The 19,789-nt window shown below is 40.5% G+C and carries 18 protein-coding genes; 15 read left to right on the top strand and 3 right to left on the bottom strand.

Annotated elements, in window-relative coordinates; translation table 11 throughout:
• Positions 1 to 4: 4 nt before the first annotated feature.
• From J0L60_08825 to J0L60_08755, 15 genes are all read left to right on the top strand, one after another.
• On the top strand, positions 5 to 1,729 hold the full coding sequence (locus tag J0L60_08825) for an iron hydrogenase small subunit (protein ID MBN8546222.1): 1,725 nt from the start codon (positions 5 to 7) through the stop codon (positions 1,727 to 1,729).
• A 99-nt stretch (positions 1,730 to 1,828) separates the two neighbouring features.
• Complete coding sequence (locus J0L60_08820) at positions 1,829 to 4,255, top strand: heavy metal translocating P-type ATPase metal-binding domain-containing protein (protein MBN8546221.1); 2,427 nt, start codon at positions 1,829 to 1,831, stop codon at positions 4,253 to 4,255.
• Complete coding sequence (gene ccoS / locus J0L60_08815) at positions 4,252 to 4,458, top strand: cbb3-type cytochrome oxidase assembly protein CcoS (GenBank protein MBN8546220.1); 207 nt, start codon at positions 4,252 to 4,254, stop codon at positions 4,456 to 4,458. Before J0L60_08820 ends, ccoS begins: the two co-directional genes overlap by 4 nt.
• Positions 4,458 to 6,593 carry a cytochrome-c oxidase, cbb3-type subunit I gene (ccoN, locus tag J0L60_08810; GenBank protein ID MBN8546219.1) on the top strand — a complete coding sequence of 712 codons (2,136 nt, stop codon included), beginning with the start codon at positions 4,458 to 4,460 and terminating at the stop codon, positions 6,591 to 6,593. The genes ccoS and ccoN overlap by 1 nt, the downstream gene beginning before the upstream one ends.
• On the top strand, positions 6,593 to 6,775 hold the full coding sequence (locus J0L60_08805) for a cbb3-type cytochrome c oxidase subunit 3 (GenBank protein ID MBN8546218.1): 183 nt from the start codon (positions 6,593 to 6,595) through the stop codon (positions 6,773 to 6,775). The genes ccoN and J0L60_08805 overlap by 1 nt, the downstream gene beginning before the upstream one ends.
• Positions 6,768 to 7,685: a c-type cytochrome gene (locus J0L60_08800; GenBank protein MBN8546217.1), complete on the top strand. Its 918-nt coding sequence runs from the start codon at positions 6,768 to 6,770 to the stop codon at positions 7,683 to 7,685. The genes J0L60_08805 and J0L60_08800 overlap by 8 nt, the downstream gene beginning before the upstream one ends.
• 34 nt (positions 7,686 to 7,719) lie before the next feature.
• A complete protein-coding gene (gene ccoG / locus J0L60_08795) occupies positions 7,720 to 9,120 on the top strand; it encodes a cytochrome c oxidase accessory protein CcoG (protein ID MBN8546216.1) in 1,401 nt (466 codons plus the stop codon).
• Positions 9,121 to 9,570 carry a FixH family protein gene (locus J0L60_08790; GenBank protein MBN8546215.1) on the top strand — a complete coding sequence of 150 codons (450 nt, stop codon included), beginning with the start codon at positions 9,121 to 9,123 and terminating at the stop codon, positions 9,568 to 9,570.
• A gap of 2 nt (positions 9,571 to 9,572) precedes the next feature.
• Positions 9,573 to 10,289, top strand: coding sequence for a sulfite exporter TauE/SafE family protein (locus tag J0L60_08785; GenBank protein ID MBN8546214.1), 717 nt, complete (start codon positions 9,573 to 9,575; stop codon positions 10,287 to 10,289).
• A 73-nt stretch (positions 10,290 to 10,362) separates the two neighbouring features.
• Positions 10,363 to 11,931, top strand: a complete 1,569-nt coding sequence (locus J0L60_08780; protein ID MBN8546213.1) for a bifunctional response regulator/alkaline phosphatase family protein — start codon at positions 10,363 to 10,365, stop codon at positions 11,929 to 11,931.
• Positions 11,928 to 12,350 (top strand): tRNA (adenosine(37)-N6)-threonylcarbamoyltransferase complex ATPase subunit type 1 TsaE, encoded by a 423-nt coding sequence (gene tsaE / locus J0L60_08775; GenBank protein MBN8546212.1) that lies wholly within the window; start codon positions 11,928 to 11,930, stop codon positions 12,348 to 12,350. The genes J0L60_08780 and tsaE overlap by 4 nt, the downstream gene beginning before the upstream one ends.
• Positions 12,334 to 12,999 (top strand): tRNA (adenosine(37)-N6)-threonylcarbamoyltransferase complex dimerization subunit type 1 TsaB, encoded by a 666-nt coding sequence (gene tsaB / locus J0L60_08770; protein ID MBN8546211.1) that lies wholly within the window; start codon positions 12,334 to 12,336, stop codon positions 12,997 to 12,999. The genes tsaE and tsaB overlap by 17 nt, the downstream gene beginning before the upstream one ends.
• A 1-nt stretch (position 13,000) precedes the next feature.
• Positions 13,001 to 13,708, top strand: a complete 708-nt coding sequence (locus J0L60_08765; protein ID MBN8546210.1) for a DUF1573 domain-containing protein — start codon at positions 13,001 to 13,003, stop codon at positions 13,706 to 13,708.
• Between the two features lie 11 nt (positions 13,709 to 13,719).
• The gene (locus J0L60_08760) at positions 13,720 to 14,568 is read left to right on the top strand and encodes an acetyl-CoA carboxylase carboxyltransferase subunit beta (protein MBN8546209.1); all 849 of its coding nucleotides are present in this window, start codon (positions 13,720 to 13,722) and stop codon (positions 14,566 to 14,568) included.
• A 2-nt stretch (positions 14,569 to 14,570) separates the two neighbouring features.
• Positions 14,571 to 15,422 carry a pantoate--beta-alanine ligase gene (locus tag J0L60_08755; GenBank protein MBN8546208.1) on the top strand — a complete coding sequence of 284 codons (852 nt, stop codon included), beginning with the start codon at positions 14,571 to 14,573 and terminating at the stop codon, positions 15,420 to 15,422.
• A 53-nt stretch (positions 15,423 to 15,475) separates the two neighbouring features.
• Here the strand turns inward: J0L60_08755 and J0L60_08750 are convergent, their stop codons facing one another.
• From J0L60_08750 to J0L60_08740, 3 genes are all read right to left on the bottom strand, one after another.
• Positions 15,476 to 16,288, bottom strand: coding sequence for a glucosamine-6-phosphate deaminase (locus tag J0L60_08750; GenBank protein MBN8546207.1), 813 nt, complete (start codon positions 16,286 to 16,288; stop codon positions 15,476 to 15,478).
• 17 nt (positions 16,289 to 16,305) lie between these two features.
• A complete protein-coding gene (locus J0L60_08745) occupies positions 16,306 to 17,847 on the bottom strand; it encodes a DUF814 domain-containing protein (GenBank protein ID MBN8546206.1) in 1,542 nt (513 codons plus the stop codon).
• Between the two features lie 115 nt (positions 17,848 to 17,962).
• The gene (locus tag J0L60_08740; protein ID MBN8546205.1) at positions 17,963 to 19,690 is read right to left on the bottom strand and encodes a peptide MFS transporter; all 1,728 of its coding nucleotides are present in this window, start codon (positions 19,688 to 19,690) and stop codon (positions 17,963 to 17,965) included.
• Between the last annotated feature and the right edge of the window lie 99 nt (positions 19,691 to 19,789).

Below are 19,789 nucleotides of genomic sequence, written 5' to 3'. Positions count from 1 at the left end.
GGAGATTAAAATGGTAGAATTAACAATAAATAATTTAAAAGTTAAAGCCGAAGAAGGAATGACAATTCTTGATGCGGCAAAATCTGTGGGTGTTTCAATACCTACATTGTGTTACATAAAAAATTTGTTTCCTACAGGTGCCTGTAGAATGTGTGTGGTCGAAGTTTCCGGACAAAGGAACCTGCTTCCTTCATGTGCATACCCCGTAGCCGAAGGGATGGTTGTTGAGACCAACTCGCCTCGGGTGAGAAGAGCCAGAAAAACAATTGTCGAGCTCCTTGTTGAAAATCATCCACAGGACTGCCTGATTTGTGTTCGTAATAAAAATTGCGAACTTCAGGATCTTTCCGAAAGATATGCAGTCAGGGAACACAGGTTCGCGGGTGATAAGAGGAAACATGTTGTGGATATCTCAAGTCCTTCTTTGGAGAGGGATCCTGCAAAATGTATTCTTTGCGGCAGATGCGTTAGAGTTTGTAATGAAGTTCAAAAAGTGGGTGCAATAGACTTCTCAGGAAGAGGATTTGGAAGCATCGTTACAACACCTTATAACAAAGGATTGAATGTAAGCGATTGTATCCTCTGCGGGCAGTGTATCCTTGCATGTCCTACAGCGGCGCTTCGTGAAAGAAGTTCCACTAAAATTGTAAGTACCGCACTCGGCAACAAGAATAAATTTGTCATAGCACAGATTGCTCCTGCAGTCAGGGCTACGCTCGGTGAGGAATTCCATATGCCGGCGGGTACCGATGTTACCGGAAAACTCGTCAGTGGTTTAAGAAGGCTTGGATTTAAGAAAGTATTTGATACAAATTTTGCTGCTGACTTGACAATCATTGAAGAAGCAAACGAACTTGTATCAAGAGTTCAGAACAACCAGCCACTTCCAATGTTCACGAGTTGTTGCCCGGGTTGGGTTAAGTTCGCTGAAATGAACTACCCTGAAATTATACCGAATCTCTCGAGCTGTAAATCTCCTCATGAGATGGAAGGTGCCGTTTTAAAAAGCTATTATGCCAAGAAGATGGGCATCAACCCGAGAGACATTTTTGTGGTTTCGATCATGCCTTGTACAGTGAAAAAATTCGAGTCTGAGAGACCCGAGCTTTCACATGACGCACTTCATGATGTCGATTCTGTTCTCACTACAAGAGAACTTGTTCGTTTCTTCAATATGGCAGGCATCGATTTTTCTGATTTGCCGGATGAAGAATTTGACAATCCACTAGGTGAGTCGACCGGAGCAGCAGCAATTTTCGGAACGAGCGGTGGTGTTATGGAAGCTGCGATAAGAACTGCATACTTCAACATTACACGTGAAAATCTTGACAATGTGGAAGTTGACCAGATCCGCGGTATGGAAGGTGTGAAGTCAGCCACTCTGAAGATGGGTGATCTTGAAGTGAAAGTTGCAGTTGTCAATGGAATTGGAAATGTAAGACCTATTATTGATGAAATAATTGCCGGAACCTCACCATATCACTTTATTGAAGTGATGGCTTGTCCGGGAGGTTGTATCAATGGAGGCGGCCAGCCAATCCACCAAAATCTCGATAATGTTATGAAAAGAGTTCGTGCGTTGTATGAGATAGACAAACAGAGTGTAACCAGAAGATCGCATGACAACGAATCAGTAAAGAAACTCTATAAGGAGTTCCTGCGCGAACCCGGAAGTCACACGGCTCATACATTGCTTCATACACATTACCATGACAGGACAGTTAAGTAAATCAGACTAATTAGGCTGAAATCAAATAAAAATTGCTTATAATTTAAATACAATTTTTATTTTTTTTGTAACTCCAAATCGTGGAGTAGTTGACGAAGAATGCCTGAAATAGTTGATTTACGAGAAGATTTGATCTGTTTTCATTGTGGTGAAAAGTGTGAAGACGGATCAATCTCTATTGAAGATAAATCATTTTGTTGTGAAGGTTGCAAGCTGGTTTATCAGGTGCTCAAGGAGAACAATCTCTGCACCTATTACAACCTTAATGCGACTCCCGGATCATCAAAACGGGAGAAAGTGGCAGGTAAACGGTACGACTATCTCGATGATCCTGAAATTTCTGAAAAGCTGATCGAATTTGGAAACGATCAGCTTTTCAAACTTTTCTTTTTTGTCCCCTCAATTCATTGCTCTTCCTGCATTTGGCTTCTCGAAAATCTGTACAAACTTGACGACCGGATTCTCGAGTCCCGGGTCGATTTCCCGGCGAAAAAAGTTTTTATTAAAGCGAAACCGGCGATACTGATAAGTGAAATTGTATCGATTATGGATTCTATCGGGTATGAGCCGAGGTTAAGTCTCGATGAACTCGACCGAAAGGATACAAAAACTTTTAACAAATCTCTGTATTTAAAACTTGGAATAGCCGGATTCGCTTTTGGGAATATCATGATGTTGAGTTTCCCGGAATATTTGTCAATCAAGGACAGTGTGGAATCATTCGGAGTTTTTTTCCAATTAATCATGGTCACACTTTCTCTCCCGGTGCTCTTCTACAGCAGTTCTGATTATTTCATCTCAGCGTGGAAGGGGATCAGAAAAAAATATATTAATATCGATTTTCCTCTCTCAATCGGAATAGTAGCTCTTTGGGGAAGGAGTATTTATGAAATATTTTGGGGATCGGGAGAGAGTTATATGGATTCCTTTGCCGGTCTGATATTTTTTCTGTTGATTGGAAAAGTCTTTCAGAACAAAACATACGAATATTTTAATTTTGAGAGAAATTACAAGTCTTATTTCCCGATATCAATTACGCGGAAATCAAAGGAAGGTGTCGAGGAAGTGGTTCCACTCTCCAGAATTTCGGTGAAAGACAGAATATTAATTCGAAATAATGAAATAATTCCGGCCGACTCCATTCTCCTTTCCGGAACCGGAAATATTGATTACAGTTTTGTGACGGGTGAAAGTCTCCCACAATTCAGAAAACCGGGAGATAAAGTCTTTGCGGGTGGCAAACAAATTGGTGGTGTGATCGAGCTGGAAGTTTACAAGCAAGTGTCTCAAAGCTACCTCACAAGGCTCTGGAATGACTTTATTGTTTCTAAGAATCGAGAAAACGGGCTCATAAATTTTTCAAATGTTGTAAGCAAGTACTTTACACTGGCAATTTTATTACTCGCAGTCCTTGGTGGAATTCTTTGGTATAATTCGGGTTTGGCTCAGGTATTGTCGGTAATTACCTCGGTTTTAATCGTTGCCTGCCCTTGTGCACTGGCTCTTTCAGCCCCTTTTGCCCTCGGAAACACTCTAAGATTGCTTGGAAGAAACAAATTTTACCTGAAAAGTGTGAATGTTGTTGAGTACCTTGGATCAATCGATACGATCGTTTTCGATAAAACCGGCACGCTCACAGAAAATCAGGAGATTGGCATAATATTTGAAGGAGAAAATTTAACAGATTACGAGAGGTCGCTCGTTAAGTCTGCTTTAAAGAATTCGCTTCATCCCTTAAGTAAAATCATTTATCGTTCTTTGGTGCAAACAAAAGAACTGTCCGTTGAGTCATTTGAAGAAATACCGGGCATGGGAGGTACGGCAAAAATAGAATCAAAAATTGTGATTTTTGGTTCTTCAGGCTTTTTGAATATCACTGGGCAGGACAGCAGATCGAACACTGATGATGGTGCTGAGGGAAGCAGAGTCTATTTCAGTATTGACGGTATGAACAAAGGCTTTTTCAGGGTTACGAATAAATACCGCGATGGCATTGCTGAAATTATTAAAGAAATCGGAAAGAAAAAAGAGATTTTCATTTTGTCAGGAGACAATTCAAGCGAACGGGAAAATTTAATAAAACTTACCAGGCCTGAGAATGTTATCTTCAACTGTTCACCCTCCGATAAAATGAATTTTATAGGGAAACTTCAATCCGAAAACAGAAAAATATTGATGATAGGGGACGGATTAAATGATGCGGCGGCTTTGAGTAAAGCCGATGTTGGTGTCTCATTGTCAGATGATCTGATGAATTTCACTCCAGCAAGTGATTCTTTGCTTCATGGGAGCGCCTTACGCAAACTCTCTGCCTTTATCAAACAATCTGTCTCGACTATGAATGTGGTTAAATTGAGTTTCGTAATGTCAACTATTTATAATATAATCGGCGTCACTGTTGCGTTAAGCGGTGAGCTTTCACCATTGTTTGCGGCAATTCTTATGCCTGTCAGTTCAATTTCTGTTGTAGTGTTTACCACCATGGGTACCCTGTATACCGCAAAAAAACACGGACTTGAGGTATGAGCGCAATTTATATCCTGATCGGTGCGAGTCTTGTGGTTGCAACAGGTTTCCTTATTGCTTTTTTGTGGGCTGTAAAGAGTGGACAGATGGACGACAGATACACGCCCTCAGTACGGATGTTATTTGAGGATGAGCCAAAAGTTTTAAAAAGTCAAAATGATTCTTCACAATTAAATGACCAGGAGAAAAAGGAGCACAATTAATGCAAGTTGAAAAATTCAGTTATGACAATAAGATTGTCAAGTACTTCGCTCTGGCAACCACCGTTTGGGGTGTTGTTGGTATGCTTGTCGGACTTCTTATCGCATTGCAATTGTTCATTCCGTCACTAAGTCTGAATCTGCCGTTCCTGACTTTCGGCAGACTAAGACCACTGCATACAAACGCAGTTATTTTTGCATTTGTCGGAAATGGTTTGTTCATGGGTGTCTACTATTCGCTTCAACGGCTGTTGAAAGCGAGGATGTTCAACGACATTCTTAGTTATGCACACTTTTGGGGGTGGCAACTGATTATTGTACTGGCTGCAGTTACACTTCCATTAGGTATTACATCAAGTAAAGAATATGCGGAGTTGGAATGGCCAATTGATATACTTATTGCCGTTGTTTGGGTAATTTTCGGTGTAAATATGATCGGTACGATCATAAAAAGACGCGAAAAACATATGTATGTTGCAGTATGGTTTTATATCGCAACTTTCGTTACAGTTGCAGTGCTTCATATTGTGAATTCATTTGAAATACCTGTCAATTTTTTGAAGAGTTATTCTCTTTATGCAGGTGTACAGGATGCGCTGGTTCAGTGGTGGTACGGACATAACGCTGTTGCGTTCTTCCTGACCACTCCTTATCTTGGTATTATGTACTATTTTATGCCAAAGGCATCCAACAGACCTGTCTATTCATACAGGTTGTCAATTATCCATTTCTGGGCGCTGATATTCCTGTACATCTGGGCAGGACCACATCATTTGCTCTACAGTGCACTTCCTGACTGGGCACAGTCACTCGGAACTGTATTCTCAGTGATGCTGATCGCTCCATCATGGGGTGGTATGATAAATGGATTGTTGACCCTTCGTGGCGCATGGGACAAGGTGAGAGAAGACCCCGTATTGAAATTTATGGTTGTGGCAATCACAGCTTATGGTATGTCCACCTTTGAGGGACCAATGCTCTCTCTCAAAAATCTTAATGCGCTTGCGCATTTTACCGACTGGATTATCGCACATGTCCATATCGGTGCTTTGGGATGGAACGGTTTCCTAACCTTTGGAATGCTTTACTATTTGGTACCAAAGTTGTGGAGAACAAATCTTTACTCAAAGAAACTCGCAAATTATCATTTCTGGCTCGGTTTCCTCGGAATAGTTTTTTATGCTTCATCAATGTACTGGAGTGCACTTACTCAGGGTTTAATGTGGAAACAATTTACTCCACAGGGGATTCTGCAATATCCTAATTTCCTTGAGACAACTATCCAGATTATTCCGATGTATATCATCAGAGCCTTTGGCGGGTTGTTATACTTCTTCAGTCTTTTCATTATGATTTATAACCTGATGAAGACTGCGAAACAAGGACAGTTTCTTGCTGAAGAGGAAGCTGAAGCAGCACCTTTGGAGAAAAAGGCTGAGAAATTCAACAAAAAGGCACCTCACACCTGGATCGAAAGTCGTCCTATCCAGTTTACACTATTGGCTACCGTAGCAATCCTTATTGGTGGAATAGTGGAATTTGTGCCTGCGTTTTTGGTTAAATCAAATATACCCACCATTGCATCTGTAAAACCCTACACTCCACTTGAACTTGAAGGCAGGGACCTCTACATACGAGAAGGATGCGTTGGTTGCCACAGCCAGTTGGTGAGACCTTTCAGATCTGAGACAGAACGCTATGGTGAATATTCGAAAGCGGGAGAATTCGTTTATGATCATCCATTCTTGTGGGGATCAAAAAGAACGGGTCCTGATCTTCACAGAGAAGGCGGGAAATATCCCAATGTATGGCATTATCACCACATGATAGAGCCAACAAGGATGTCTCCGGGGTCAATCATGCCACCTTATCCATGGCTTGAGACAAATGTGCTTGATGTCTCTTCGACAGCAGATAAAATTACTGCTCTGAGAAGAGTCGGGGTTCCATATCCGGAAGGATTTGAGAGCACAGCACTTCAGAATCTTGAAGCACAGGCAAAGGAAATTGCAAAAGATTTACAGAAAAACGGTGCTGCAATAGATCACGATAAAGAACTTGTTGCATTAATTGCCTATCTTCAGAGGTTGGGTAAGGACATCAAAGCTGTTCCGACAACAACCAATCAGGCTAAATAATGTATAAAGATGTTCTTTCATCAATTGATGGCATCACGATATTCCCGATTATAGGGCTCGTAATTTTCGTTTCGTTCTTTTCATTCATGATCTTTCATGTGGTCAGAATGCCAAAAACGAAAATAGATGAGCTTGAAAAAATTCCCCTTGACGAAAAGAATTTAGAGGAAAAAAATGTTTAAAAAATTTAATTGTAAATTTGGATCGACTGTGAAAAGCAAGCAGTTCATCTTTTTGAATTTCGTGCTTTCACTTATCCTGTTGCAGAACAATGCTATCGCGGCAGAAGGCGCGGGTTTTGATGCAGAAACATACATCAACACCGGATTCCTGATTTTCTTCATTTATGTAATTGTTATGACCATCATATTTCTGATCGGTCAAAACAAAAAACCTGAAGAAGAAAAGGAGATGATCAAAAAACTTGACAAAATGATAAACGATACAAAACCATTGGAGGAGGAAGAGGCGCTCTTGCTTGATCATAATTACGATGGCATCAGAGAGCTGGACAACAATCTGCCCCCTTGGTGGAAGTATATGTTCTATGCAACAATAGTTTTTTCTATTGTTTATATGGGTTATTATCATTTATCGAGTGGTCCATCTTCCGCTGCAGAATATGAAAACGAAGTGCGTCAGGCACAACTGGCTCTCGCAGCATCTCAGGGACAAACAACTGTTAATGCCGATAATGTCAAGCTTCTGACTGATGCTGCTTCACTCGCTAAAGGCAAGGATATTTTTGATAAAAACTGCGCATCCTGCCATGGTACAAAAGGTGAGGGTCTCGTTGGTCCCAATCTAACAGACGATTACTGGATACACGGCGGCACTGTCAAAGAAGTTTACATTGTTCTCGTAAATGGTGTCCTCGCAAAAGGCATGCCATCGTGGAGGGCACAGTTTAGCTCACAAGACCTTGAAGCGACTGCCAGCTATATTAAGAGCCTGAAGGGCACCAATCCTCCGAATGCCAAAGAACCTCAGGGTGATCTTGTTAAAGAGACTGCCCCGGCCGATTCGGCAAAAGGAGACGGTGCAAAGAAGGACAGTGTTAAAAACGACAAAAAGAACGAAGTTAAAAAATAGTTTTAAATTTTATTTTGAAACAGATTGATGTGTTATGAACGAAGAAGAAGTTATCGACCAGTCGTTCAGGGATTCGATTGGTACGATAAAAAAAGATGGTAAAAGGAACTGGATATTTCCGAAACGACCCTCGGGATGGTACTACAATGCACGAAGTATAGTCAGTATCTTCCTCCTGGCATTTCTGTTTGGGATGCCTTTTATAAAAGTGAACGGACAGCCATTTCTGTTGTTTAATGTCTTCGAGAGAAAATTTATCATATTCGGTGTTTTTTTCGGACCATATGATTTTCACATTTTTCTTCTTTCGTTCATAGCACTGATCATTTTTGTTATCCTTTTCACAGCGATTTACGGAAGGATATTCTGCGGGTGGGTATGTCCGCAAACTATCTTTATGGAACTGGTATTCAGAAAGATCGAATATTTAATTGATGGTGATTACAGGGATCAGAGGAGACTAAAAGCTGCTCCCTGGACCGGACGTAAAATATTCAAAAGAGTGCTTAAGTATTCTGTTTTTCTGGGGATATCATATCTGATTGCCCACACTTTTATGGCTTATCTGGTTGGATTGGATGAGGTCACACAAATTGTAACTTCTCCTCCATCCGAGAGACCCGGTGGCTTTATAGCCATGAATGTCTTTACAGGACTCTTTTTCTTCGTATTCTCATGGTTCCGGGAGCAGGCTTGTTTGATAGTCTGTCCTTACGGGAGGCTGCAGGGGGTTCTGTTGGATAAAAACTCTCTTGCAGTAACCTATGACTTTGTCAGGGGAGAACCTCGCGGTAAACTTCACAAAGATCAGGTTAGAACTGAGGGAGATTGTATTGACTGTAAACTCTGTGTTGATGTATGTCCTACCGGAATCGACATTCGAAATGGCATTCAATTGGAATGTGTGAACTGTACAGCATGTATGGATGCATGTGACGAGGTCATGACCAAAATAAAGAAACCGAAGGGGCTAATCAGACTTGATTCTCTCAATGGTGTTGAGACCGGAAAAAAATTCAGTTTTTCATTGAGAGTTGGCATTTATTCCGCAATTCTTGTCATTCTGATTTCAATTATCTCAGTCCTGATGGCCAACAGGAAAGATGTTGAAGTGAACATTTTAAGAACTCCGGGTATGCTGTTTCAGGAGCAACCGAACAACAAAATAAGCAACATCTATAATTTTCATGTTATCAACAAAACTTTTTATGACATGAATATCGAATTAAAAGTGAAGGGAATACCGGCAACGATCAAGATTCTCGGATCTGAACCCAAGGTTAAGCAGCTTGAGGTTTATGAAGGAAGATTTATGCTCGTAGTTGATCAAAAAGATTTGAAAGCCGTAAATACAAAAATCGATATTGCAGTTATTGAGAATGGAAGAGAAATTGAAACGATAAAGACTTCGTTTCTGGGAAAGGTTAATGACTAATTGAAAAAGAAATTGAATTGGGGACATGGCATTGCGATAACTCTCGGAATATTCCTTCTGCTGAATTTAATTGTAATTGTTTTTGTCTTCAGGCAGGATGTGCAACTTGTAACTGATAATTACTATGAAAAAGAGTTGAAATACGAAGATGATATCGTCATGATGCGCAACGCTCTCAATTTGCCAGATTCATTGAAAATAAACTTAAATAATGTGAATCTTGAGATATCTTATCCGGCATCCTTGCGAAAAAACGGGGTGAAAGGGAACATCCACTTGTACAGACCTGATCAGAAGAAGTTTGACTATAATATAGCTGTGAAATATGATTCGACCGGGTTTCAGACAATCAATATGGCAGGGAAAGCTCCCGGTAAATGGAAAATCTCAATCCTGGTGAACGATGGCAGTAAAGATTATTTGTTTAAAGAAGATGTATTCCTGAGGTAATCATGTTTATTCTGTCCGGTTTTGTTTTAGGTTTTTTAGGCAGTCTTCATTGCATTGGAATGTGCGGTCCGATTGTGCTTGCGATCAGCAGTGCAAAACATGAGATGTATAAAATGATATTGCAGAGGGTTCTCTATCATCTTGGTAAAGCCTTTACTTACGCTGTGATGGGCGCGCTTTTTGGTGTGCTCGGGAATCACATACAACTATCGGGTCTGCAGCAAATCGCCTCAATCGTCATCGGGTCTTTGATAGTTCTCTGGATAATTCTGCCAAAATCGATCAAAACGGCAGTTACAAGTTTGCCACCATTCAAACAATACAATGAACAGGTCAAAAACCTTCTCTCAAAAGTTCTAAGTTCAGGCAACTCAAAGCCTTTTTTCGTGATTGGTGTCGTAAACGGATTTCTCCCATGCGGACTTGTTTATGCCGGTCTGGCGGGCGCGATAGCCACAGGAAATGCGTTTGATGGCTCGCTTTATATGTTTCTCTTTGGAATGGGCACCATGCCTGCTCTTTTTGCTTTTTCATTTCTGCCAACACTTCGGAAATACCTGCCGAAATTTAACTCCAGGAAAATAATTCCGGCCGTATCACTCGTTCTGGGAATTATCTTCATCCTTAGAGGGTTAAACCTTGGGATACCTTTTATAAGTCCAAAATTTGAGCACAAACCGCAAACTGAAGAGTTGAGTCAGCCTGACTGCTGTCATTAGTAACATCTTTTTGGTATCAAATTATCGGTTGTTTTGCTTAATTTTGAACAACTAAACAGAAATATTTAAGACTATGAAGCAAAAGACCATTCTTTGGGTGGACGACGAGATTGAACTCCTTCGTTCACATGTAATTTTCCTCACAGAAAAAGGGTATAATGTTCTTACTGTCACCAACGGGATTGACGCACTCGAAACCATAGAAGAGAGTGAAGTGGATCTCGTATTCCTCGATGAAATGATGCCCGGAATGGGAGGACTTGAGGTGTTGGGACGGATCAAGGACAAAGACCCCAATATTCCTGTAGTGATGATCACAAAGAATGAAGAAGAATCTGTGATGGTAGATGCCATCGGCAGTAAAATTGATGACTACCTCACAAAGCCGGTTAACCCAAGCCAGGTTCTCCTTGTATGCAAAAAAATCCTCGAGAAAAAGAAAATTTCAACAGAATATGTTGCTAAAGATTACCTCCAGGATTTCAACCAGATTTCATTTCTCCTTCTGAATCAACCGGATCATCAGGACTGGATAGAGATTTACCTTAAGCTGGTGAACTGGGATATCGAGCTCGATTCTCACCCACAAATCGGACTTCGTCAGACACTGAATGAGCAGAAAAAAGAATGCAACAAGGAATTCAGCAGATATATCGAAAAGAACTATAAAAGCTGGGTTCAGGCTAAGAACAAGGCTGACAGACCCGTTCTTACTGTTGATATTGTTAATGACTATGTTCTTCCGGCACTAAAAGAGGATAATGTTCCGGTCTTTTTCTTCGTCATTGATTGTCTCAGATACGATCAATGGCTGGTTATGGAAAAGCTTTTGACTGATGATTTCAAAATCGATAAAACCTTTTATTACGGTATTTTACCTACTGCCACTTCATATTCGAGAAATGCTCTTTTTGCAGGTTTGTATCCCTCAGAGATAGAACAGTATTATCCTGATCTCTGGTACGGGGATGACGAGGATGAGACTTCCATGAATAAATATGAGAAAGATCTCCTTCAGTTACAACTCGACAGAAAAAAGATACACCTCAGAAGCGATCTCAAGTTTGTTAAGGTGATTGATCCGGAGTACGGACGAAACTTTGAACATAACATAAAATCATACCATAACAGTCATTTAAGTGCAGTTGTCATAAATTTTCTGGATATGATCGCACACGGAAGATCTGATTCCGATCTCTTGAAGGAAATTGCTCCCGATGAACCGGCTTACAGGTCTTTGACCAACAGTTGGTTTTCCCATTCCTACCTGATTTCCACTTTTAAGGCAATTGCTGCAATGGGTAAGGCTAAAGTGATAATTACAACAGATCATGGAAGCATCAGAGCTCTGAGAGGAGCTAAAGTACTGGGAGACAGGGAAGCCTCATCAAATCTTCGCTTCAAGTACGGCAGGAATCTTAAAGTGGATGATAAACACGCAGTATTTATTAAAGATCCGGCAGACTATAAACTTCCCAGAAGGGGAATTACAGTCAACTATATCATCGCCAAAGAAGACTATTATTTTGTTTACCCGACTGATTATCATAAATACCTCAGTTACTATAAAGACACTTTTCAACATGGCGGCATTTCACTTGAGGAGATGATTATTCCTGTAATCACGATGGAGCCTAAATGATTGAAACGACTGTCGTTCGCTCTGAAAATGAGATGACGCATCTCGCGGAAAAGTTATTTAAGAGCTTAAAGGGAGGTACGATCGTCACACTAAACGGTAATTTGGGTGCCGGTAAAACCTTCTTCGTGAAGGCGTTTTGCAGGGCTGCGGGTGTCCCGTTATCTTCAAGTCCGACTTTCGCAATCGTAAACTCCTATGAGGGGAAGTTCAGAATTTATCATTTTGACTTTTACCGGATAAAAAAAACCGCTGAATTGCACGATATTGGTCTTGAGGAATATCTTGCTGATGAAAATGCTGTTTCATTTATTGAATGGGCAGACCTTTTTCCTGAGGTGCTCCCACACAAAAGAATAAATATTCTCATTAAAATATCGGAAGACGATTCGAGAGAGGTCATCATTGAATATCCTTGGTAAACCGGTTCTTGGAATTGAAACCACCGGTTCAGTCTGTAGTGTTTGTGTTTATGAAAGCGAAAAGAAGAATCTGACCATCTCTCTGAATCTGGATAAGGCACATTCACGAAAGATTCTTTCCCTTATTGATTTTGCAGTAGATTCTTTTAATATTACTCCTGCTGATCTTGGCGGAATATGTGTTTCGGAGGGTCCCGGTTCGTTTACAGGACTTCGTCTCGGATTTGCAGCTGCAAAAGGGATTGCTTACGGTGCAGGTATCGGAATCATAAAAGTCCCAACATTTAAAAGCCTTGCTGAAGAACTATCCATGACTATGAGTCCGGGGAGCAGAGGCTTAATTGTTACCAAAGCCGCCCTTGAAGAATCTTATGTCTACGGGTTTGAAGCACAATCCGGTTATTTCAACGAACTCTTCGAACTTTCGTTGATTGAGAACAATGTTGTAAATTCGCTTGTCAGTAAATGGGATTTTTCGAAAGTTTTTTCAAATGTGAAACTGGATCAAATAGAGATTGTGGAAAAAACTTCCCCCGAAGCATTGTCGGTTGTCAGGTACGCAAAAAGAAGAACTGACTTTAAGTTTGATTATGATGTTGATTTTATAGAACCCCGTTACTTTAAAAATTTTATAGTGAAAGTTAAATAATATGATGAAGACCTTTTCTTTTCTCTTGCTTCTTTCGATTGCGGTTTTAGCGCAGTTTCAAGGACCAAAAATATACTCACCTGCGAGCAAATATGACTTTGGGTCTGTTGAAGCCGGTGTTTTAGTAAAACACAAATTTGTATTGGTAAATAATGGTGATCAAAATCTGGTTATAGATAAAGTAGTTTCTTCCTGCGGTTGTACAGTGGCTGAACCAGAAAAGAAAGAATTGAAACCTTCCGAAACCACTACCGTGGCCGTTGAATTTAACTCCACCGGTAGAACAGGTGACCAGCTAAAAACTGTCAGTGTTTTATCAAATGATGCGAATAACCCTCTTTTTCAGTTCACTCTTTCCGGCAAGGTGATAGAAGCTCCCGTTAAAGAGCTTGAAGGTGCAAAGATCAAATTTGAAAAATCACAACATGATTTTGGAGTCATAAAAGAGGGAATCATTGTTTCGCACATGTTTAAATTTACAAATATTGGTAAAGCTGATCTCGAAATAAAAGATATTAGAACTTCATGTGGTTGCACTGCTGCCGAACCGAGTAAAAAAATATTTAAACCGGGTGAATCAGGAGAATTGAAGGTTTCTTTCGATTCGAAAAACAGAGCAGGAAGAACGAGCAGAACCATTACTCTCGTAACCAATGATAAAACGGAAGAATATTACACACTCACCATTTATGCAGAAATTACTAATTAGAGATTAAATTTATGGCATGGTTTAAAAGGAAAAAAGACAACATCGCTCCCGAAACAAATCCAAAGGAAAACATGCCCGATGGACTGTGGGAGAAGTGTACCGAATGTGGCGAGATTATGCACAAAAAACAGCTTGAGAATAATCTCTGGACCTGTATTAAGTGTAATTACCATTTCAGAATAGGAAGCGCAGAATATTTTAAATTGCTGCTCGATGAAGGTAGCTTCAAGGAGTACGACAAAAAAATGAAATCTGCCGATCCTCTCAAGTTCGAGGATACAAAAAAATATACTCAAAGAATAGAGAGTACAATCAAAGCCACGGGTCTTCAGGATGCAGTCAGAACCGGTATTGGGAAAATTCTTGGCAAAGAGGTTGTGATCGGTTGTATGGACTTTAAATTTATTGGTGGCTCCATGGGTTCTGTAGTCGGAGAAAAACTCGCACGGGCTGCGCACAAGGCATTAAAAAACAAATGTCCGCTGATTATTATCAGTTCAAGCGGTGGTGCCAGAATGATGGAAGGAGCTCTTTCATTGATGCAGATGGCAAAAACAAGTGCAAGACTAGCCCAACTGGCAGATGCTAAAATTCCGTACATCTCTGTCGTAACTGACCCAACAACTGGTGGAACGACCGCGAGCTATGCAATGCTGGGTGATGTAATTGTGGCGGAACCCAATGCTCTGATCGGATTTGCCGGTCCAAGAGTTATTAAACAAACAATTGGCAAGGACCTTCCCGCTGGTTTTCAGAAATCCGAGTTTGTTCAGGAGCACGGATTTGTTGATATGATATCACACAGAAAAGAACTTCGTCAGACACTTTCGACAATTTTAGACTTTCTTCAAGTGAGGTAATCATCAGGATAGTCAACCACATAAAGGAAATGCAGGCGATCTCCTCCGCTCTGATAAAGGAGGGTAAGTCTATTGGTTTTGTTCCAACCATGGGTTATTTGCACAGCGGGCATATGTCACTTGTGCAAAAATCAAAGGCAGAAAATTCTGTCACGGTTGTATCCATTTTTGTAAATCCGACACAGTTTGGTCCAAATGAAGACCTCTCAAAATATCCCCGGGATTTCAAGAAAGATGAGTCACTTTTGAACGAAGCGGGTGTGGATTTTGTATTTTATCCCGAAAGTTCTGAGATATACCCGGATGGTTTCGAAACATTTGTGGTCCAGGAAAAGATATCCACCCGGCTCGAAGGGGAGTTCCGTCCGACGCATTTCAGAGGGGTTACCACTATTGTCTCAATCCTGTTTAACGCCGTAAAACCCCACCGGGCATATTTTGGTCAGAAAGATGCCCAACAGTGCGCTGTTCTAAACAGAATGGTAAAAGATCTGGCTATCGATCTTGAGATGATAATATGTCCAATTGTGCGCGAACCCGACGGACTTGCGATGAGTTCGAGGAATGTCTATTTGTCGGAAACCGAACGGCAAGATGCTTTGGTGTTATCACGATCTTTAAAATTGGCTTCTGAATTAATTTCGGGAGGGGAGACATCAGTATCAAAAATTAAAGAAAATGCAACCTCACTTTACGCCAAGGTTGAGTCTGCATCTCTTGACTACTTTGAGATTGTGGAATTTGATTCTTTTCAATCCGCAGAAAAACTGGGTAAAGGCAAAAAATATTTTATTCTCGTTGCATGCAGGATCGGGAAAACAAGATTGATTGACAACTACCTGATACAGGTATAAAGAAAGAGGGCTAATCCATTCAATATAAAAGGGTTAGCCCTGAATAGCTAAGGTCAGATCAATTGTGTTTTTGGGTCAAGATTTTGTGCTTCAATATCTTTGAAATAATTAACTGTTCCTACTTTCAACTCCACAGTTGAAGCCTCATCACAAACGATTGTACTTTTCGGATGCAGTTGCAAAGCACTGACAGTCCACATGTGATTCACTCCTTCTTCCACAACTTTGGCCAATGCTCTCGCCTTGGCATGTCCTGAAATGATCACAAGTACTTCTTCTGAATCCAGTACGGTTTTTACACCAACTGTAAGAGCAGTTTTTGGCACTTTGTCGACATCATTATCGAAAAAACGACTGTTCGCGATAATTGTATCCATGGTGAGGGTTTTAACTCTCGTCAGTGACCCGAGTGAAGATGCCGGTTCGTTGAAAGCAATATGCCCGTCCGGACCGATACCTCCTACAAAAAGCATTATCCCGCCTGCTGCATTAATCTTGCTCTCGTACAAATTGCACTCCTCTTCAAGATCATCAGCATTACCATTTAGTATATTGATGTTTTCAGGATCAATATCTATATGATTGAAAAAGTTTGAATGCATGAAATGATGATAACTTTCCGGATGATTTTCCGGCAAGCCTACATATTCATCCATGTTGAAAGTAACAACATGCTTGAATGATACATATCCTGATTTGTTAAGCTCGATCAGCTTTTTATACATTCCGAGCGGGGAGGAACCGGTCGGTAAACCCAGAACAAATTTTCTTCTGTTGTTGGGAGCATATTCCTTAATCCTGGCTGCCACATAATAGGCAACCCATTCAGAAATTCGTTCATAATTTGGTTGAATAATTAGTCTCATTTTTTGATCTCCATTTATTAATCGTTATTCTCCTGCAGAGCATTATCGGGGATTACAGGAGGAACCATAACCACTTCTTCTCTCAGTAACGAAACCTGCCCGGGATTCATACCTTTACGCTTTACAACATATTTTTTTTGTGTAAAACATACCGGAACGAGTTTCGAGTTTTTTGCTTTGCTGTAAAATGCGGCAATTTGAGCAACTTTTTTAATTATTTCTTTTGGTGGTTTTTCTTTGCCACTAAACCGCAGGATTGTATGGGATCCTGATGAGCCTCTAGCGTGAAACCAGTAGTCGGACTGTTTTGCCACTTTAAGAGTAAGATAATCGTTGTTCTCACTGTCCTTGCCAACAAGAACTTCCCACTTGCCGTCAATCAGGAATCTTCTGGCTTTCAGCTCCTCTTTAGAAACACCACTTCCTTTATCACGATCGGGTGGAAGTCCCTTTTCATAATTTCTTAAATCGTTTAAATCCATATTCTCAAATAATTTAATCTTTGATTCCAAATCTACAATTTTTTGTTTTACCATCACAAGTGACTTTGCCGCAGTCTCAAATTTTAGCCGTTCGCCCCTTGCTTTTTTGAAGTAAAACTCAACATTCTCGTTAACCGAAAGATCACTTTTCAGTTTGATTTTTACAATCTTTTCTGAATCAAATAGATTACTGACTGTCAGTTCTTCAGCGCCCTTGGGGACATCATCCCGGTTTATCATAATAAGATTTGCAAACTGGTCATACATTTCTGCTTTGTCTTCTGAAGCGAGTACATTCTCAAGGTTTTCCCGCTTCTGAAGATAAAATTGATAATCCTTTCTAATTCGGGTCTCCACCCGTTTTCTTATCTGAATTTCGGAGTCATGTTTTCTGAGGTGTGAAATAAACTCCTGCAAAGCAATGACTGCACTATCAAATGTTTTTATCTTCTCACAATCGGTCTTGAATGATTCGGGCAATAATACCATTTTCCCTGTGAGACCATCTTTCACCATCACGATTTTGTCTTTTAAAACCCTTTTGATTTTATTCATAAGATCGTTACGGGTGTATGGTCCGGGCAAAAGTTGTATCTCCCTGAGTAAATCGTTACCCAGAAAGGGGAGAGCCTTTTTGATAGTGGTTATGTCGGGAAAAGATTCGGTTTCCGGCAACACATCCTTATCACCCGGAGATATGAATGTAAGCCCCTTACCGGTCTCAAACCACGAGGCTGAGCCATCAGTTTTTTTTACCGAGTATTGCAGGTTTGTTTCCGAATCAAGGAAAAAAAGATTGGTTTTAACGCCTTTTAGAGAGATTACCACAAATCCTGACTCGAGGATCAGCATCATATCCCGCTCTCCACGGGCGATCTTAATATCCCTGATTTTTTGAGGAATGTAATCTTTGAAAAAGTAAACAAGATTCTTCCCGGCAGGTTTAAAGTATTTCCTTTTTAGAAGGTAGGGGGAGTTGGGGACCGTCGAAAACTCGAGGATTATATTCTCATCTGAATGGAGAAATTCACCAATCGTGATGTGAAAAATATCCTTTTCCTGTGAATGGACTGACACAAGGGATTTTCCTTTTATTTCCGGAAGAATCTCCTGTAAAAACCGTTTTAGAAAAAAATAGCTGTTATACATGGTAAAAAAAGAGGCTGTCTTTTAAGGACAGCCTCCATAAAATTTATGAATGTTGCGAAATTACTCTTCGCAGCCACTTAATCATCAGGAAGATTGCCAAAGCAGCAAATCCTGCAGCGATAAAGTTGATCAGGAAGAAATAAACTTTGTTGTCGAAACTGGTCCATAGTCCTGAAATCACACCGGAAAGTTTATTACCAATCGATGTGGAAAGAAACCATCCACCCATCATTAAAGCGGTAAACCGTGGAGGTGAAACCTTCGAGACGAGAGAGAGACCCATCGGGCTGAGACATAACTCACCAATTGTGATGACAAAATAAGTTCCAACGAGCCAGGCAGCAGAACTCTTTACACTTCCATTTTCGGAGAAGATAACAGCACCGATCATAACAATGGTTGAAATTGCTGTAATAAACAGTCCCCATCCAATTTTTCCGGCTGTGGAAGGTTCCTTACCCCGCTTGCGAAGAAGTGAGAAAAATGAAACCACAACGGGAGTCAGAAGAACAACCCAGAAAGGATTGATTGACTGAAAAATCTCAGTTGAAAGGATAATATAAGCCTCATTTTCAGGGACTTTCGCTTTATCTTCCTGGGACATGTTTCCAAAATAGGTTCCATGACCTTTTGTTACTTTTGCTCCGGTAGTGTCAACGGACTGAGTGGTTTTTTCACCCGCTGAAGTTTTGTAGTAAATTTTTGAAGGTTCCTTACCGGTGGTTATAAGCAAAACAGGAACTTCGGTAGTTTTACCGGCTTTCTCAACTATGAGCACATTTTTATACTTTTCTTCTGTCAATCCGAGTGGAGAAACAACAGATTCAACAACAGTGGGAAGTTGACGGTTTGTATAGTCTCTTGCCCAAACTGTCAGAGCTGCTCCATTCTGATGGAAAATAGCCCAAAAAATAATCACCACACCAAAAATAGAAAGAAGTGCGGCAATTGACTCCTTGTCCTCTTTAGCTGCACGGAACCACAGGCTGAAATAAAACAATACAATTGGTATGCTCGCAAAAATAAATGCATCCGTAGCAGGGGAGCCAAACAGTGGTTTTCCGAAAGCAATTGTCGGAAGCATATAACCGATTATGGCTGTAACTATAGCCGGCAAAAAGACATAAAGGAATATGGATGCGAGTGACTGATCACCCTGTTGAGCAGGTTTTTTAATGTCGGCTTCGCGAACATGCTTCAGACCCGACATGAACCAGATAACCCCGATGATCATTCCGACACCGGCTCCGGCAAACGCAAATCCCCACCCAAATTCATTTCTCAGGTAGGCAGCTACAAAGTTACATACAAATGCTCCTATATTGATACCCATATAGAAGATGTTGTATCCGGTATCTTTGAGAATTTTGTATTTTTCCTGTGAATAAAGATTGCCAACAAGTGTGGAGATATTTGGTTTAAAGAAACCGTTTCCAAAGATTACGAGAAAAAGTGAGGGCCATAAAAAGGTATCGCCGGGTATGGCGAGTCCAAAATAACCAAGCGCCATCAATATTCCGCCGAAAACTATAGATTTTATATAGCCAAACACTCTGTCAGCCAGCAATCCTCCTAAAAACGGGGTTAAATAAACCAAAGCAATATATGTACCGTAAATATCGGAAGCCATTTCGGTTGAATATCCCAATCCCTTGGGGGCAAAATCAGTCATGTAAAGGAAAAAGATTCCTAACATTAAATAGTAGCCGAATCTTTCCCACAATTCAGTGAAGAAGAGAACCGGAAGTCCGGAAGGGTGATTTTTGAACATAAGATACCTTTTACGATTATTAAGGATAATCAGTTAACTAAAAGTGAAAGAAAAATGAAGTGATAATAAACTTAAAATTGTAAGTAGGCAAATTACGAA

This window comes from Ignavibacteria bacterium, from assembly GCA_017302895.1.
Lineage (GTDB): Bacteria > Bacteroidota > Ignavibacteria > Ignavibacteriales > Ignavibacteriaceae > UTCHB3.
Note: the sequence above shows the minus strand (reverse complement) of the source record. Positions and strands in the feature narration are given on the sequence as shown.